This window comes from Fervidibacillus halotolerans (assembly GCF_026547205.1).
Taxonomy (GTDB): domain Bacteria; phylum Bacillota; class Bacilli; order Bacillales; family Caldibacillaceae; genus Fervidibacillus; species Fervidibacillus halotolerans.
In genome coordinates this window covers 1,053,932-1,070,316 of record NZ_CP106877.1, presented here as the reverse complement: position 1 = coordinate 1,070,316, position 16,385 = coordinate 1,053,932, and the positions used below count along the sequence as shown (strand labels likewise).

The 16,385-nt window shown below is 36.4% G+C and carries 16 protein-coding genes and 1 tRNA gene; 10 read left to right on the top strand and 7 right to left on the bottom strand.

Annotation, left to right across the window (positions count from 1 at the left end; all coding sequences use genetic code 11):
• Positions 1 to 8: 8 nt before the first annotated feature.
• Positions 9 to 581, top strand: a complete 573-nt coding sequence (thiT, locus tag OE105_RS05015) for an energy-coupled thiamine transporter ThiT (protein ID WP_275421644.1) — start codon at positions 9 to 11, stop codon at positions 579 to 581.
• Positions 582 to 635: 54 nt separating this feature from the next.
• Here the strand turns inward: thiT and OE105_RS05010 are convergent, their stop codons facing one another.
• Entirely contained in the window at positions 636 to 1,514 is an 879-nt protein-coding gene (locus tag OE105_RS05010) for a Cof-type HAD-IIB family hydrolase (protein WP_275421643.1), read from the bottom strand.
• A 30-nt stretch (positions 1,515 to 1,544) separates the two neighbouring features.
• Positions 1,545 to 2,924, bottom strand: a complete 1,380-nt coding sequence (locus OE105_RS05005) for a dipeptidase (RefSeq protein WP_275421642.1) — start codon at positions 2,922 to 2,924, stop codon at positions 1,545 to 1,547.
• A 150-nt stretch (positions 2,925 to 3,074) separates the two neighbouring features.
• Here OE105_RS05005 and menC point away from each other — a divergent pair, with 150 nt between their 5' ends.
• Positions 3,075 to 4,208: an o-succinylbenzoate synthase gene (gene menC / locus OE105_RS05000; RefSeq protein WP_275421641.1), complete on the top strand. Its 1,134-nt coding sequence runs from the start codon at positions 3,075 to 3,077 to the stop codon at positions 4,206 to 4,208.
• Between the two features lie 9 nt (positions 4,209 to 4,217).
• On the opposite strand, the gene OE105_RS04995 is transcribed toward menC, so the two are convergent.
• On the bottom strand, positions 4,218 to 5,873 hold the full coding sequence (locus OE105_RS04995; RefSeq protein WP_275421640.1) for an ABC1 kinase family protein: 1,656 nt from the start codon (positions 5,871 to 5,873) through the stop codon (positions 4,218 to 4,220).
• 31 nt (positions 5,874 to 5,904) lie between these two features.
• The gene (locus OE105_RS04990) at positions 5,905 to 6,222 is read right to left on the bottom strand and encodes a phasin family protein (RefSeq protein WP_275421639.1); all 318 of its coding nucleotides are present in this window, start codon (positions 6,220 to 6,222) and stop codon (positions 5,905 to 5,907) included.
• Positions 6,223 to 6,460: 238 nt separating this feature from the next.
• Here OE105_RS04990 and OE105_RS04985 point away from each other — a divergent pair, with 238 nt between their 5' ends.
• The 7 genes from OE105_RS04985 to OE105_RS04955 all read left to right on the top strand — a co-directional run bounded on the left by OE105_RS04985 (position 6,461) and on the right by OE105_RS04955 (position 12,741).
• A complete protein-coding gene (locus OE105_RS04985) occupies positions 6,461 to 7,099 on the top strand; it encodes a hypothetical protein (protein WP_275421638.1) in 639 nt (212 codons plus the stop codon).
• 270 nt (positions 7,100 to 7,369) lie between these two features.
• Positions 7,370 to 7,443: transfer RNA gene (locus tag OE105_RS04980), tRNA-Lys, on the top strand.
• Positions 7,444 to 8,373: 930 nt separating this feature from the next.
• Positions 8,374 to 11,088, top strand: coding sequence for an aconitate hydratase AcnA (gene acnA / locus OE105_RS04975; protein ID WP_275421637.1), 2,715 nt, complete (start codon positions 8,374 to 8,376; stop codon positions 11,086 to 11,088).
• A 190-nt stretch (positions 11,089 to 11,278) separates the two neighbouring features.
• The gene (locus OE105_RS04970) at positions 11,279 to 11,401 is read left to right on the top strand and encodes an FbpB family small basic protein (protein ID WP_420842587.1); all 123 of its coding nucleotides are present in this window, start codon (positions 11,279 to 11,281) and stop codon (positions 11,399 to 11,401) included.
• Positions 11,402 to 11,543: 142 nt separating this feature from the next.
• Positions 11,544 to 11,762 (top strand): small acid-soluble spore protein Tlp, encoded by a 219-nt coding sequence (tlp, locus tag OE105_RS04965; RefSeq protein WP_275421635.1) that lies wholly within the window; start codon positions 11,544 to 11,546, stop codon positions 11,760 to 11,762.
• A 247-nt stretch (positions 11,763 to 12,009) separates the two neighbouring features.
• Positions 12,010 to 12,429, top strand: a complete 420-nt coding sequence (locus OE105_RS04960) for an acyl-CoA thioesterase (RefSeq protein ID WP_275421634.1) — start codon at positions 12,010 to 12,012, stop codon at positions 12,427 to 12,429.
• An 18-nt stretch (positions 12,430 to 12,447) separates the two neighbouring features.
• A complete protein-coding gene (locus tag OE105_RS04955; RefSeq protein WP_275421633.1) occupies positions 12,448 to 12,741 on the top strand; it encodes a hypothetical protein in 294 nt (97 codons plus the stop codon).
• Positions 12,742 to 12,783: 42 nt separating this feature from the next.
• Here OE105_RS04955 and OE105_RS04950 read toward each other — a convergent pair whose 3' ends face one another.
• Together OE105_RS04950 and OE105_RS04945 are read right to left on the bottom strand one after the other, a co-directional pair.
• On the bottom strand, positions 12,784 to 13,923 hold the full coding sequence (locus OE105_RS04950) for a CapA family protein (protein WP_275421632.1): 1,140 nt from the start codon (positions 13,921 to 13,923) through the stop codon (positions 12,784 to 12,786).
• A gap of 246 nt (positions 13,924 to 14,169) precedes the next feature.
• The gene (locus OE105_RS04945; RefSeq protein ID WP_275421631.1) at positions 14,170 to 14,679 is read right to left on the bottom strand and encodes a competence protein ComK; all 510 of its coding nucleotides are present in this window, start codon (positions 14,677 to 14,679) and stop codon (positions 14,170 to 14,172) included.
• 270 nt (positions 14,680 to 14,949) lie between these two features.
• Here OE105_RS04945 and OE105_RS04940 point away from each other — a divergent pair, with 270 nt between their 5' ends.
• Entirely contained in the window at positions 14,950 to 15,369 is a 420-nt protein-coding gene (locus OE105_RS04940) for a FixH family protein (RefSeq protein ID WP_275421630.1), read from the top strand.
• A gap of 63 nt (positions 15,370 to 15,432) precedes the next feature.
• Here the strand turns inward: OE105_RS04940 and yidC are convergent, their stop codons facing one another.
• Positions 15,433 to 16,236 (bottom strand): membrane protein insertase YidC, encoded by an 804-nt coding sequence (yidC, locus tag OE105_RS04935; RefSeq protein WP_275421629.1) that lies wholly within the window; start codon positions 16,234 to 16,236, stop codon positions 15,433 to 15,435.
• Positions 16,237 to 16,385: the final 149 nt, after the last annotated feature.

Here is a 16,385-nt window from a genome sequence, read left to right as displayed (position 1 = left end):
GTTTTTTTATGGAAAAAAAACTATCGTTGCAAGTGATGGTAGAAATCGCTTTGTTAGCTGCATTGGCATTTGTAATCGATCTATTCATTCCATCGATCAAACCAATACCTAGTGTATATTTAAATTTTTCGATGATCCCGATATTTATCCTTGCCTTTCGTAGGGGAGTCATACCTAGTGCAATAGCTGGTATGATTTGGGGGCTTTTACAAATCATCACCGGTGAGGCTTGGATTCTTCACCCAATTCAAGTAATCATGGAATATATCATAGCCTTAGCATTTATCGGGGTAGCTGGTTTATTCAAAAATCGGATTCAAAAAGAAGTCATTGCAGATAAGAAGAGTGGTTTAATTATAACTGTGATCGCTATATTAGCCGGTAGTTTATCCCGATATTTTTGGCATTTTCTTGCAGGCTATTTCTTTTGGGTTGATATTTTAAAAATACCAGAGGAAAAAGGATTCTTTTTTTCCTTTTGGACAAATGGTCTATCTGGAATTGGTTCGGGCATATTTTGTGCTGTAATTATTGGATTGTTATTAACAACATCACCGAGAATGATAAAACAATCATTATAATATAGATCGACGTCTAGCCTCAATATCAATAATGGCTAGACGTCTTTTTAATGACTATCGTTTTAACTTTTCATCTAAAATTTTGTAAACAGCTTTTGCAAAACCTTCGTTACGATTCGTATCTGTGATGTAACGGGCGATTTTTTTAAGTTCCTCTGGCGCATTTCCCATAGCGACCGGATAGGCAACTCTTTTTAACATGGACAGATCATTAAAACTATCCCCGATCGCCATCGTTCCATCCAAAGAACAGCCTTTTGACTGTACGAACCATTCCAACGCTAATCCCTTTTGCGCATGAACATGGGTCACTTCGATATTACCGGGTCCAGATGAGGTGACGGCAATATTCTCATTTTCAGACAATAACTCCATGATCTGTTTTAACCGATCCATGTCCATGGAAAAGGCAATTATTTTATAGATTTCCAAATTCGGCACTTGGAATAACTCATTCAATCCGCTTAAAAATGTTACATTTCCTTTTTTAAATCGTTCCTTTACTAATTTCAAAATATCATTTTTATCAAAGGAGTGAATTTTTTCAAATTCAATCATTTCCTTTAAAGTCAAAAGGGCTAAATCTTGATTGAAAGAATAGTGACCTTGATTCGTATAAAACTCAAAATACACTTGTTTTTCTGTTAAAATTTGGGATACCTTTTCAATTTCTTTTGTTTCCAACTGTTTAGAAAAAAGACGTTCCATTTTTTCCGAATAGATTTGAGCACCATTCATACAAATGACTGGTAATTCGATGCCCGATTCTTGTAATGGAACACGAGCAAATTCTGGGGAACGACCCGTCGCAATAACGATATCAATTCCCGCTTCTTTCGCTAAAAAGATTGCTTTCTTACTTTCTTCACTAATTTTCCTATTTTCATTGAGTAATGTGCCGTCCATGTCAGTCGCAATACATGTAATTTCCATTCTAACACCTCGGATATTAAAATAGTTAAACTAACGAAGGGAAAGGGTTGAAATGTCTAACCAATAATGACAAATTGTTTCCATACCTTTGTCAAAGTTTTCCAAATGGAAATGTTCATTCGGTGCATGGAAATTTTCATTTGGAAGTCCAAACCCCATCAAAACGACGGGCAATCCTAAAATTCGGTCGAAATCTGCAACAATCGGAATGGAACCGCCACTTCTTGTAAAAGCAGTTGGAACGCCATAAACTTTTTCATAAGCTCGACCGGCAGCTTGGATCGCCGGATGATCGAAAGGAGTAAGAAATGGTGCACCTTGATCAAATGGAGTCACCGATACTGTTACGCCCTTCGGTTTATGTTTTTCAATATGTTTGACTAAAAGATTGTAAATTTCCTCCGGATCTTGATCTGGAACAAGTCGGCAAGTGATTTTCGCCATGGCTTCAGATGGAAGTACGGTTTTAATTCCTTCTCCTTGGAATCCACTTGCCATTCCATTAATTTCTAATGTAGGGCGAACCCATGTACGCTCATTAAAATTAAAACCCTTTTCTCCGAATAATTCTGGAACACCTAATTCCTCACGAATTTGTTCTTCATCCGTGTTTAGTGCAAGGAAAGCTTTCTTTTCTTCTTCGGTCAAAGGCAAGACTTTATCATAAAACCCTTCAACGGTTACTTTCCCGTCCTGATCATGGAAAGATGCTAACAACTCTACGAGGGCATGGGCAGCATTTTGTACTGCTCCACCGAACTGACCGGAATGGAGATCCGTTTTTGCACCCTTTACATCGATTTGTAAACCACAAAGGCCTCTTAATCCGTAACATATGGAAGGTTTTCCTTTTTCAATTATCCCTGTATCCGAGATTACGAGAAAATCGGCTTTTAAAAGGTTCCGATATTCCTCCACAAATCCAGGAAGATGGGGACTTCCGATTTCTTCTTCTCCTTCAATAATCAATTTAATGTTCACTGGAAGACGTCCCATCGTTTGAAAAAGGGCTTCAACTGCTTTAATATGCATAAATACTTGTCCTTTATCGTCACTGGCACCTCGAGCAAAAATCTTTTCATCACGAATGGACGGTTCAAAGGGAGGAGTTTCCCATAAATCGATGGGATCAACCGGTTGAACATCATAATGTCCGTAAATGAGGACGGTTGGTTTTTCATCTGCATGGAGCCAATCGGCATACACGATCGGATGTCCATCCGTTTCAAAGATCTGTACATTTTCCATTCCGACCAGAGAAAGTTCATGTTGTAACCATTCTGCTGCTTTTTTTACATCTGCCTTATGTTCGGAAAGGGAACTAATACTTGGAATTTTTAAAAACTCTTTCAATTGTTCGAGATGTTGATTGCGATGATCTTTTAAATATTGTTGAAACGCTTGTCCCATAATCCTTTCATCCCTCCGAGGTTAAAGAATTTTGAATTACTATCGATTGTACTCCAAAAAAATAAAAAATTCTAGAGCTATCCGTATCTTTCGTCTGTTTGCAAAAAAACTGGTAAGATATAGATGAAAAATTTTTTTATGGAGGAAAAAATGAAGAACAATTATATACAAATTGAGGAAGTCCGATTATATCGGTTGCGCATGAATTTAAAACATCCCTTTTCGACAAGCTTCGGTACATTAACGGAAAAGGAATTTTTTATTATTGAAATAATCGATGATCAAAAGACGATAGGTTACGGTGAATCCGTCGCCTTTATAAGCCCATGGTATACGGATGAGACGGTAACAACCGTTGAGCATATGATGGAAGTATTTTTAATTCCACTTCTATTCCAACATCCATTCCAACACCCGCGGGAAGTAGCAAAAAGGTTTCAAGTTGTAAAAGGAAATCCAATGGCAAAATCGGCGTTAGAAGGGGCTTATTGGGACTTATACGCAAAACGATTCAATCAGCCCTTATGGGAATTGATCGGGGGAGTGCGTACGGAAGTAGAAGTTGGAGTTAGTATAGGTATCCAACCGTCGATTACAACTTTATTGAAAAAAATCGAACATTATTTGCAAGAAGGCTATAAACGAATAAAATTGAAAATCAAACCCGGCTATGATATTGATGTGTTAAAAGAAGTTCGAAAGGTTTTTCCACAAATTCCAATAATGGTTGATGCAAATTCAGCATATTCATTAAAAGACATCGAAACATTAAAGAAACTCGATACCTTTCATTTATTAATGATCGAACAACCATTTGGTGAAAGGGAGTTTTTGGAACATGCCGAACTTCAAAAGCAGTTACATACTCCAATTTGTTTAGATGAAAGTATTCGGACGATCGACGATTTGAAATTAGCGACGAAACTAGGAAGTGGAAAGATTTTTAATATAAAAATTGGAAGAATCGGCGGTCTTTCAGAAGCGATTGAAATGCATCAATTCAGCAAAGAAAATCGTATCCCCCTTTGGTGTGGAGGAATGTTGGAATCGGGAGTTGGTCGGGCAATGAATATCGCCTTAGCTTCGTTGGAACAATTCCGCTATCCTGGAGATATTTCAGCATCAAACCGATATTGGGATACGGATATTATTGAGCCGGAAATCAACCATCATGAAGGAAAAATTGCCGTTAATAAAAATCCCGGTATTGGTTATACAATTTCATTCCGAGATATGGAAAAACATATTGTCGAGAAAAAAAGGTTCAAAAATCCGAACCTTTAAAGGAATTCTTTAAAATCTTCCCGAACGGAAAATTCCATATAATAGCCATAAAAACATTAACGTGGCGACAATACTCCCTACTTCAATGACTGGAAAGTCCCATAAAAAAGTCCCTTGACCGGATATGGATGCACCGATGATTAAACTAGCCATCAAAATGGAAAAGGCGAGTAATACGATACTAAAGGATAGTTGATTACTAATTCGATCAAGCTTATGGATAAACGATTCGATTTCCGGAACATGCATTTCCACTTCAAATTTCCCCTTTTTCGAAAGGGATTTTAATGCCTTTTTTGTATCGGATAACATATCAAAAAAGTCTCTAATTTTTCCTTCGATATCGTTCAACACATTTTTCGGTTTTAACCGATTTTTCATGAGCTCTTTTCCAAAGGGCTCAACCATATCGATCATAGAAAGATCAGAATCCAATTCAGAAATAATACATTCCATCGTGATCAACGTTTTGCCGAGTAAGGTTAATGCTTTGGGCATTCGAATTTTATGTTTGAAGGACACATACAATAAATCATTCACTAACTCGCCTAAGCTAATTTTGTCTAAAGGGGCATCGATATATTTAAAAATAATCTCCTCAATATCCGAATGCAATTCAATCGTGTCGACAGTTTGCAATGGCTTACCGACTTTTAAGACTAAATAGGTTAGTTTCTCCAATTGTTCATTTTTTAAAGCGATGATCATGGAGGCCAAGTCATATTTTAATGAAGTAGGAATTCGACCGATCATTCCAAAATCGATATAAATTAGATGATTATGATCTTTAATAAACAAGTTTCCGGGATGGGGATCACCGTGGAAAAATCCGTCTAAAAAAATTTGGTGGAACATCGAACGAATAAACGTGTTCGCCATGGATTTTTTTTCGCTTTCTAGGGCTTCCTCTACAAACTGACGAAATTTTTTGGCATGAATAAAATCCATCGTCAACACTTTTTTTGTTGTATATGTCCAACGGATTTTCGGAATCGTAACGTTGTCGAAGGATTGTAAATTTCGTCTTAGTTTTTCCGCATGTTTTCCTTCCATCGTATAATCCAATTCATTTTTTAATGATTTCGCCAGTTCATCCACAATATCTACTAATTGATAATTTCTCGCCCATTCGTATCGATTCTCCATAAGTCTTGCCAAATCGGTTAAAATCGATAAATCTTTTTCAATCGTTTCTTCAATATTCGGTCTTTGAACTTTTACCGCCACATCCGATCCATCAAACAGTTTCGCCTGATAAACTTGTCCGATGGAAGCGGATGCAACGGGTTTTGGCGAAAATTCTAAAAACAATGTATCAACCCTTTGACCAAGTTCCTTCTCAATCACCGTGATTACTTCCTCCGTCGGCGTTGGATAAACATGGTCTTGAAGCTTCGCCAATTCTTCAGCGATATCTGCTGGAATCAAATCTAGACGGGTACTTGCCAATTGTCCAAGTTTAATAAATGTTGGTCCTAATTGTTCCAAGCTTAATCGAATCCGTTCACTAATCGATTTCGTTAGGACAGAAGATTCGGGCATATTTTTTTTGGATAGAAAATTGAAGGGACCTAAATCTTTTATAAAAAAACCGAAACCATTTTTCATTAAAACATTTAAAATTTCATGATATCGTTGAGAATATTTCCATCTGCTTTTTACCATTCAACCCACCCCGGAATATAAAAGGAATCCTTTATTTCAAATTATCTTTTTCCTTTTCTTCTAACAGTTTTTCGAGACGAAGAATCCGATTTTTCAATTCATCGTATTCATCCTTCGTAACTAGATTCAATTCGTGAAATAGTTCTTGAAGTCGCTCTTTCGTCATATTTTCGAATTGTTCGCTGCTTTCTTTTCCCTTTTTAACAAATTCCTTTAAAATATCTGAAGATTGTTGGGATGTAATTTTTCCTTTTTCGACCAAGTTTTGTAACGTATTTTCCATCTGTTCTTTCCCTTTTGCTGCAATGCCTAATCCGAGATAAAGAAGTGAAGAAACTGCGTCTTTCATCGGTATATCCCTCCTTATGAAATGGGTTCCAATTTTTATAATCGTCTATACGTTCATCTTAAAATTGTTAGTGGGAAAAGTAAAGTTCGTCGTTTCAATGGAATATCTGAACGTTTCATGGAAAATAGAGGAAAATTCACCAAGTTCATAATCCGTGGCAAATTGCCGTACCGTTTCTTTACATCTTTTCTATTATATTTTAAAATATGAATAGATTTCGAACGAGCGGAGGTACATGATGAAAAAAATAGGGCTGATTGGTTTTGTTGCATTCCTCCTTTTGTTTTTATCGGTCGGTTGTCAAAGTACAAAGTCGGCCGATCAAATGGACGAGCCTACGAATAAAGTAGAGGAAAAGAGTACGACGGAAAAAGAAACAGCAAAGGATGAAAACGAACAAGTAGAAGAGAAAGAACAAAAAGCAGAGAATGAAGAGGAAGTAAAAGAGGATGAATCCGTTGTTGAAAAAGAGGGTACGGAAGAAAAACAGCAAGAACAAGAACAAACCTTAAATTTGGAAGAAGAAACGGTTGATGGTATTACATTGAAAATTACCGAAATTCAGGAATACATTCCTGAAACGATTCAAGCAAGTAAGGATCGATTTATTTCTATTAAAATGGAGATTACAAATGAAAGGGAAGAGACAGTTGAGCTTTCTAGTTTGAGACATTTTTCTTTACTTGTGGTAGATCAACCACAAGACTTGGCGTATATTGAAGGGGTAAGTGAATTAGCAACTGAAGTCCCAGCCGGTAAAACCGTTACGAAACAAATTGTGTACGACTGTGTTAATACAGATGAATATCAATTCATCTTCCAATTGACGGAGGATCATCCTGTATCTTGGACCTTTTCAGTGGATAAAAAAGGATGAGAACGAAGCGTCTTCATTTTGGCGCTTTTTTCTCTTTTATTATTTTAAAAAAAGGATGAGTAATGGGAGAAGGTTTCGAAATTGTTTTTCATCAACGGAAGGTAACGCAACTATAATCCAAATTTCCCTTTACTACTGGCTAATGAAATGTCCATCGACCACTAGATTAAAAGACAATCCAACGATCCAATGAAATGAATCATACATACCGAAAATATGTATTGCACTCTTTAAATAAATATGTTAGAATAATTTTTATCAATAAGAAACGGGGTATTAGCTCAGTTTGGCAGAGCAGCTGACTCTTAATAAGCGGGTCGCAGGTTCGATCCCTGCATGCCCCATATACTAATCTTAAAAGGACTGTCGTTGAACAGTCCTTTTATTTTAGGCTCTATAACTAAATATTGGGTTTTCTAGACAATTTTAAACAAAAAAGAGCACGTTTTATCCGGAAACCACAAGAAAAAAAGATAAGTGAAGGGTTCAAATAAAAAAACAATTTTTGAAGATATGAAACTCATCTACAGGAATATATTTCCACGTGGAATTGGCTGTCAAAACTTACTTCTGGCTATAGAAACATTTCATATGGTTTGAATGTGATCGTTAAATTCTCTAGAAAAAGAAGTTTATTTCTTAATAAGAATAACAACGACCAAAGATGAGAAAATCAAATTTTTAAACTATTAAACACGTTTAAATTTTGAATATTTGAAATGCCTTCACGAATCACTGTACATATTTAGCAAATAAAACGATTTGATTTATGAAGAATCCCATGACAAACACGATTAAAAATAGGCGACGATCTAAGTAAGTTTTCATCATTTTTTCCTAACGATGATTCCAAAGAAAATAAGAATTGCTGTAAGCACAATCATTTTGTTTAGATTTAACGGTTTGAAAATATTTGCGATATAGAAAGTAAGATTTCTTTTGTCTTCCAAATCAGGGTAGATTTGAAAATTGAAAATTCCGTTTTCCACTTCTTTTTTAATTGAACAATTTATTTTGTTAATATAGTGAGTGAAAAGCCCTAATTTCCATTTGGTAAAAGGGAAATAAAAGGGGATAAAAAATGCCATTAGTAATGGACAAATCCAGTTACGATCTTCAAAAAATTGATAAGAATAAATTATATTTGACGATAAAAATCTAATATTTTACTTATATAAATTTTTATATTACTATAAAATATAAGAAAAGTTAGGTGGGAGTCTTTTTGTAACTTTTCAATTATTTTGGTTTTGATCCTAAGGGGGGTATGAATTTTGACTGAAAATGTTTTGTATGATGCAAGACAGTCCTTTGAATTAAACGGAAAAACGTATCACTACTTTCGATTAAAATCGATTGAAGATGCAGGTGTTGCAAACATTTCGAAACTACCTTATTCCATTAAAGTATTATTAGAATCTGTTTTGCGTCAAGTAGATGGTCGATCGATTAAAAAGGAACATGTGGAAAGTTTAGCGAAATGGGGAACTCCAGAAGTAAAAGGTGCAGAAGTTCCCTTTAAACCATCTCGCGTTATTTTACAAGACTTTACAGGAGTTCCTGCGGTCGTCGATTTGGCATCCTTACGTAAAGCGATGGCAGATATGGGAGGAGATCCGGACAAAATCAATCCGGAAATTCCAGTTGATCTTGTTATTGACCACTCTGTACAAGTCGATAAATACGGTACACCAGAAGCCCTTCAATTAAATATGGAATTGGAGTTTGAACGAAATGCAGAACGTTATCAATTTTTAAATTGGGCACAAAAAGCATTTGATAATTATCGAGTCGTTCCTCCTGCAACCGGAATTGTCCACCAAGTAAACCTTGAATACTTGGCAAGTGTTGTTCATACAGAAAAGGGAGAAAATGGAGAATTAATTACTTACCCTGATACATTAGTCGGTACTGATTCCCATACGACGATGATCAATGGTCTCGGTGTTCTCGGTTGGGGGGTCGGTGGAATTGAAGCGGAAGCTGGTATGCTCGGACAACCATCCTATTTCCCAATTCCGGAAGTAATCGGTGTAAAATTAACGAATCGTTTGCCAAACGGTGCTACAGCAACAGATTTAGCTTTAAAAGTAACTCAAATGTTACGTCAAAAAGGAGTCGTAGGAAAATTCGTCGAGTTTTTCGGACCTGGGGTTTCCACATTGCCGTTAGCTGACCGGGCAACCATTGCCAATATGGCTCCAGAATACGGTGCTACCTGTGGATTTTTCCCTGTAGATGAAGAATCACTAGAATACCTACGTCTAACAGGTAGAAGTGAAGAACATATACAATTAGTAAAAACGTATTTAGAAAAGAATGATCTGTTCTTTACACCTGAAAAAGAAGATCCAATTTATACCGATGTATTAGAGCTCGATTTATCGACTGTTGAGGCAAATTTATCCGGTCCGAAACGACCGCAAGATTTAATTCCACTTTCCAAAATGAAAGAATCCTTTAGAAAGGCAATTGAAGCTCCTGCTGGAAACCAAGGATTCGGCCTTTCTAAGGATGAATTGAAAAAAGAAGGAACCGTCCAATATGCGGATGGAACGAAAGAAACGATGAAAACGGGAGCAGTAGCCATTGCAGCCATTACAAGTTGTACGAATACATCAAACCCATATGTAATGCTTGCTGCAGGGTTAGTTGCCAAAAAAGCCGTCGAAAAAGGATTGGAACCACCGAAATACGTAAAAACCTCTTTAGCTCCTGGTTCCAAAGTCGTTACCGGCTATTTACGTGATTCCGGTTTATTGGAATACTTAGAAAAAATCCGATTCAATCTCGTTGGTTACGGTTGTACAACTTGTATCGGAAACTCTGGACCTCTTCTTAAAGAGATCGAAGAGACGATTACGGAAAATGATTTACTTGTAACGAGTGTACTATCCGGAAACCGAAACTTTGAAGGACGGATTCATCCGTTAGTGAAAGCGAATTATTTAGCTTCGCCACCGCTTGTTGTTGCCTATGCGTTAGCAGGAACCGTCGATATCGATTTGGAAAAAGAACCGATCGGAAAAGGTAAAGACGGAAAAGATGTGTATCTCCATGAAATTTGGCCAACAACAGAAGAAGTAAATGAATATATTAAACGGACGGTTACTCCAGAACTGTTCCAAAAAGAATATGAACGGGTATTTGATGATAACGAACGTTGGAATGCGATCGAAACGAGCGATGAACCGTTATATAACTGGGATGATGAATCCACTTACATTCAAAATCCGCCTTTCTTCGAACAATTATCACCAAATCCAGAAGAAATCAAACCGTTACGTGAACTTCGCGTCATCGGTAAATTTGGTGATTCGGTAACAACGGACCATATTTCTCCAGCTGGTGCAATCGGCAAAAATACCCCTGCTGGAAAGTATTTATTAGAAAAGGGCGTTCAACCGAGAAACTTTAATTCTTACGGTTCCCGTCGAGGTAACCATGAAGTAATGATGCGTGGTACTTTCGCAAATATTCGCATCCGTAACCAAATTGCTCCTGGTACAGAAGGTGGTTACACGACATACTGGCCAACAGGTGAAGTGATGTCCATTTATGATGCTGCAATGAAATATAAGGAAGATGGAACCGGACTTGTCGTTCTTGCCGGACATGATTACGGTATGGGATCATCCCGCGACTGGGCAGCGAAGGGAACGAACTTACTCGGGATTAAAACGGTTATCGCCCAAAGCTTTGAAAGAATCCATCGTTCAAACTTAGTTTTGATGGGTGTCTTACCTTTACAATTCAAGCCAGGTGAAAGCGCTGAAACTTTAGGACTGAGTGGAAAAGAACAATTCGATATTGAAATTGACGAAAACATCAAACCGAGAGAATATGTAAAAGTGACAGCGAAAAAAGAAAACGGCGAAGTTGTTCAGTTTGAAGCTCTCGTTCGATTCGATTCGGAAGTAGAAATTGACTACTACCGTCATGGCGGAATTTTACAAATGGTTTTAAGAGACAAACTGAAAAATAATTAATCCACTATACGGGTCAAGGGATTTTCCCTGACCCGTTTTTTTATAATAAAGTAATCTCATCAACGACTTTCTTTTATCTAATCTTTTCTAAACAAATAATTTTCAAAAAGTTGTCATAGTTACAACGTTTTTAGGAAATAATAGATGATATACTTATACTTGTAAAGGAGTGTGATGTCGTGTGAGGAAGATGAAAAAACGATCATTTTCTGAATTAGTAAATGAAAATAAAATAGAAATTATGAAAGATCGAGGAGAATTGGAAAGAATCGAACGTAAATTAGAAGAAAAACATGTAAAAAAAGCACAATGAAATTGGCATAAAATGTAAACGCTTTTTCATGAATTTACTTATGGGACGTACCTCTGGAATGAAAATCCAGAGGTTTTTTTACATATTCTATTGTTTTCAACCCATAATAAAAATGTATCCTTATTAAAAAGGAGGTATTTTTATGACTTCATCTAAACGGGAGGATCGTTCGGATAATATTAAAAAAATCCAGCAACATATACAAAATACGATTGAAAATATTCACGAATCCGAACAGTCGATGGCAACTGCTGACGAACAACAGCGGGAAGAAATTCAAAGGAAAAATGAACGAAGACGAGAAAGTATTGAAGCCATGCGGGAAGAAATTAAAGATGAATATAGAGACATGAAAGAATAAACAAAGAAGGCGGAAGGAACGAGTATGTTTCTTCCGCGATTTTGTTTATTAAAATGGAAACAACCTTTTTCTCTTTCCATATTCATGTTCAAATCCACTTTTTTGAAAGATTTTAAAGGATTTCGTTTACTTTCGGAAAAAGACAAATTTACATTTTTAAATCATCTTTAAACCGACGTAAATATTTTATGGTAAAATAAGTAAATAAACATAAAAATTACGTATTATAGCAAGGGAGAGAAACTTCATGCATATTTCAACAGTCGAAGCAAAAGTCCGTTACTCAGAAACCGATCAGATGGGTGTTGTTTATCATGCGAATTATTTAGTATGGATGGAGATGGGTAGATCTGAATTAATCGAGGACTTAGGGTTCCATTATGCGGATATGGAAAGAATGGGCATTTTAGCACCGGTTTATAATGTAAATGTCGATTATAAAAAGCCTTGTAAATATGGAGAGAAGGTCGTCATCCGTACATGGATCGATTATTACAATGGCGTCCGCATCGTTTATGGATATGAAATATATAATGGAGTTGGGGAATTGGCAGCTACCGGCACATCCTCCCATGTTTGTGTGAAAAAAGAAAATTTCCAACCGATATCCGTACGAAAAATTCTTCCAGCTTGGCATGAAGCATATGAAAAAGCGAAGAAAAAATAAATGTGAAGGAAGAGGGTTATGGCTTTTGGGATTACAAAGAAAGAACTAATGGAATGGAAAGAAAAGGTCGACCGAAACGAAATCGCCTTTTTAACCCATTTATGGTCAGATGTTCGGTTTCCAGAAATGAAAACTGTCACAAAAGTAGGATGTAAAGATTTGAATAAATTAATACAATGGGGAAAACGTTACGGCTTAAAACGAGAATGGATTCATATCCGTGATGACGGTTATTCCCATTTTGACTTATTAGGAAAACGTGAAAGGGAAATATTGCAACAGGAAGGCATTCCTTATCCATTTGACGATTAAAAACCATTTGTCTCATTCGACAAACGGTTTTCTTTCCAATTATTATTCGATCCATTGAAACATATGGTTCATTATTTCATCATACTTTTCCTGTGCATTTTGTAAACCGTAAGCACCTGCCTCTTCAAGGGGAACGACCCGGTAATTTTTCAAATTTGTATTTGAAACATAGGTAGGCTGAAATTTTGGATTGGATAGTTGAATATCAACCCCTTCATCCGTTACCTTCTTCGTTACTTGTAAAGAAACGACCCCACCGATATCCTTATAATCCCACATTTGACCGGATAGGAAATTCCCCAACGAATAGGCGACAAATACCCGTTTTTCATCTGTTTGAATCCACTCGAATGGTTGCAATACATGGGGGTGATGCCCAAAGATAATATCCACACCGTATGAGGCCAGTTCATTAGCAATCATCCTTTGTTCATCAGAAGGATACCGATGATATTCATATCCCCAATGAATACTCATTACAATCACATCCGCTTCCTGTTTCGCCCGTTCAATTTCTTCCTTCATCTTGGCCAGATCGATTAAATTGACCAAATATTCCTTTCCCTCTGGAACCGGAATCCCATTCGTTCCATATGTGTAGGAAAGAAAGGCAAAACGAATCCCATTTTTAGTTAAAATGCGTAATTGTTTTTGGTCTTCAAAGTCTTTAAAATGGCCAACATACGGAAGACCAACCCGTTCATAATATTGAATCGCATTTTGAATCGCACTTTCGCCCCGATCCAACGTATGATTGTTCGCCGTTGAAACGATATCTACACCACTATCAATTAGTGCATCACCAACTTCATACGGACTATTGAAAGTTGGGTAGCTCGATAAACCAATTTCTGCTCCGCCTAAAACCGTTTCTTGATTGGCAATCAGTATATCCGGTTTCTCTAATGCGAATTTTATCGGTTCAAACATCGGTTTAAAATTGTAGCCATCATTTGTTTTCGCATCCTCATACACCCAATCGTGGATTAATATATCACCAATACTTCCAATCGTAGCGGATGATTCCCATGTTTTATAAACAGGATTAGCCATTTGTTTTGATCCATTCCAAGCAACTGCAATATTGGCATCCACTTGATTTTTCCCTTGAAAATAAATAAAAATAATAACGGTTAAAATCGTTAAGATGAAAATAGGTATAAATAAAAGCGATTTTCTCATAAAATGACTCCTTTTTCCAATCCTTATTTCTCTTCCAGTCCTTTTCCCTTACTATAAATATAATACAAAATAAAAGAAATGGAAGGGGAAATATTAATCGATTGAATCATTTAAATCTATTCATAATAAGAATATGATAATCAATATATTCAAAAAACGAATATATTGATTAAACGTTTTTTAAAAATAATAAAAAGCATCCATTGGTTGATGCTTTAAAAAAAAGCAGATATTAAATTAGAACATTTAACTGTTTTTCTTTTCTTCTAAGAATTTCATCATTTTTCGATAATTTTTCAAAGCAGTCATACAGCGACTAGCCCTTTCCAATTGTTTAATCAATAAATGAACGGGTATGCTAGTCGTCACCGAAGAACCGTTTAGAAATATGACCTTTGATCCTCCTTTTGCCGGGATGATATTGACGATATTGTTAACAAAATACCATTCACAAAAGGGGGATTGAATCGCCTCCGTCGGAAAAGCGAATATATCATGCTCTAGCGACACGGGAATCGGGACACGAAAGTTGTATCGAAATTCTCGAATAATCATTCTTCTCCGCTCTTCAAAGGTGGAAAAACTAGCATCGCAAGCATCTTTGATTAATGTGAGCGGTTTTTTTTGGGAGTAAAAAAGACCGTGTTCTGAATAAATAATCGATTGGTATTCACCTTCGAACACCGGTTGAATAGCGTATGTAAATTCGGTAATAATCAATTGATTTTCAAGTAAAGGAAGGATTGTATCTTTCAATGAAAACCACTCCTTAAAATATTATAACAATAATGAATTTTTGTTATAGTTAATATATTATAAAAACAATTTAAAATCAAGAATATTTTTAAAAAAAATGTAAAAAAATTAGGGATTTTTTACTAGGAAAAAAGAAGGGCTGATGAATCTTCACATCCTATTCAAATCTGAAGGGGATGTTACTAAATTTGTCACAATTTATTAACCATATGTACAAAAAAGGCTTTATTATAAACTTTAGAAAGCAATGACCAAAGGGGAGGGGATAATTTGAAAAAAGCACTATTTACCATATTGCTCCTTTCATCAATTTTTCTCCTGTCCTCCTGTAATGAAAAAGAAACGGAGACAGATGATGAACTTGGGGAAATCGTCGAAGTTGATTTGCAAGTACCAGAAAAGGCTGAAGTCGGTGAAGAAGTGACCGTCGTTGCACATGTGACTCAAGGGGATGAAGAAGTGGCGGATGCCGATGAAGTTGTTTTTGAAGTTTGGGAGGAAGGAAAAAAAGCGAATAGTGACATGATTGACTTTACGAAGCAAGAAGATGGAAAATACTATTTGGACTTACAATTTGATTCAGAAGGGGTTTATGTCGTTCAAGTCCATGTAACAGCACGAAGGATGCACGTTATGCCAAAGAAAACGATTATTGTTGGAAATCCTAATATCACTGACGATCAAAATTAAAAACGGATTGAACGGATATAAAAAAGAGGGCGCTGAATGACAACCCTCTTTTTTTCATTCCTTTTATTTCTTCTTAGATAATCCACTTGTATCTTTCATCCCTTTAGCATTTCCAACTGCTTGCGGTACAGGACCGTATAGCTTTTTCGTTAAATAAGTTTGTCCGATTAAAAACAGACCGCTGACAACCCAATACAATGCTAAAGCGGATGCAGTGGACAAGGATGCGATTAAAATCATTACAGGGGAGAACAAAGCCATAATTTTCATCTGTTGCTGTTGCTCCGGTGGCATATTGAACATGGAAACTTTAAATTGGAAATAATAAGCTACAGCAGCTAATCCAGCTAAAACAAGGTCCGTTTCGCCTAAGTTAAACCATAAAAAGGAATGTTCAGCGATTTCAGGGGTGATGCGGATTGCATAATATAATCCCATCCAAATGGGGATTTGTAATAACGCAGGCAAACATCCGATCGAAAAAGGATTGAAATTATGTTTTTGATATAGCTGCATCATTTCTTGCTGAGCTTTCATTTGCTCTTCTTTCGTTTTTGCTGCCTTTATTTGTTTTTGGATGGCTTCCATTTCCGGTTTAATAATTTCCATTTTTTCCCTCATAACCTTTTGCTTTGCAGCCATTCGCAAGGCGAGGGGTAAGAGAGCCGTCCGGACAATTAATGTAATGGCGATAATGGCTAACCCATAATTATTGTTAAAAATATTTCCTAACGTGCGAATTAAGAATGAAAAGGGATAAACAAAGTAGTCATGGAAAAATTCCCCTTCCGTTTCTGCACTAGCACAACCAGACAACAAAAATACTCCCAAAGTAAGGGTAATAAACAATAGTAATTTTTTTCGCACCAATATTCCTCCTTATGAAATGTTATGAAATGTTACGAAAAAGGAATATTGGTTCGTCTGGATCATCTCCACGACAAGTCTTCCGTCGAATGGATCTCAATAGATGAATCATTAAGTATTCATTCGTTTGATGTTGAAACTGGCCGGTT

Bases quoted from the DNA above. Each gene is read 5' to 3' on its own strand.
- thiT (WP_275421644.1), top strand. From the start codon at position 9: ATGGAAAAAAAACTATCGTTGCAAGTGATGGTAGAAATCGCTTTGTTA.
- OE105_RS04955 (WP_275421633.1), top strand. From the start codon at position 12,448: ATGGCTTTTGGGATTACAAAGAAAGAACTAATGGAATGGAAAGAAAAG.
- OE105_RS04950 (WP_275421632.1), bottom strand. From the start codon at position 13,923: ATGAGAAAATCGCTTTTATTTATACCTATTTTCATCTTAACGATTTTA.
- OE105_RS05010 (WP_275421643.1), bottom strand. From the start codon at position 1,514: ATGGAAATTACATGTATTGCGACTGACATGGACGGCACATTACTCAAT.
- menC (WP_275421641.1), top strand. From the start codon at position 3,075: ATGAAGAACAATTATATACAAATTGAGGAAGTCCGATTATATCGGTTG.
- OE105_RS04985 (WP_275421638.1), top strand. From the start codon at position 6,461: ATGAAAAAAATAGGGCTGATTGGTTTTGTTGCATTCCTCCTTTTGTTT.
- OE105_RS05005 (WP_275421642.1), bottom strand. From the start codon at position 2,924: ATGGGACAAGCGTTTCAACAATATTTAAAAGATCATCGCAATCAACAT.
- OE105_RS04970 (WP_420842587.1), top strand. From the start codon at position 11,279: ATGAAAAAACGATCATTTTCTGAATTAGTAAATGAAAATAAAATAGAA.
- tlp (WP_275421635.1), top strand. From the start codon at position 11,544: ATGACTTCATCTAAACGGGAGGATCGTTCGGATAATATTAAAAAAATC.
- OE105_RS04960 (WP_275421634.1), top strand. From the start codon at position 12,010: ATGCATATTTCAACAGTCGAAGCAAAAGTCCGTTACTCAGAAACCGAT.
- OE105_RS04995 (WP_275421640.1), bottom strand. From the start codon at position 5,873: ATGGTAAAAAGCAGATGGAAATATTCTCAACGATATCATGAAATTTTA.
- OE105_RS04990 (WP_275421639.1), bottom strand. From the start codon at position 6,222: ATGAAAGACGCAGTTTCTTCACTTCTTTATCTCGGATTAGGCATTGCA.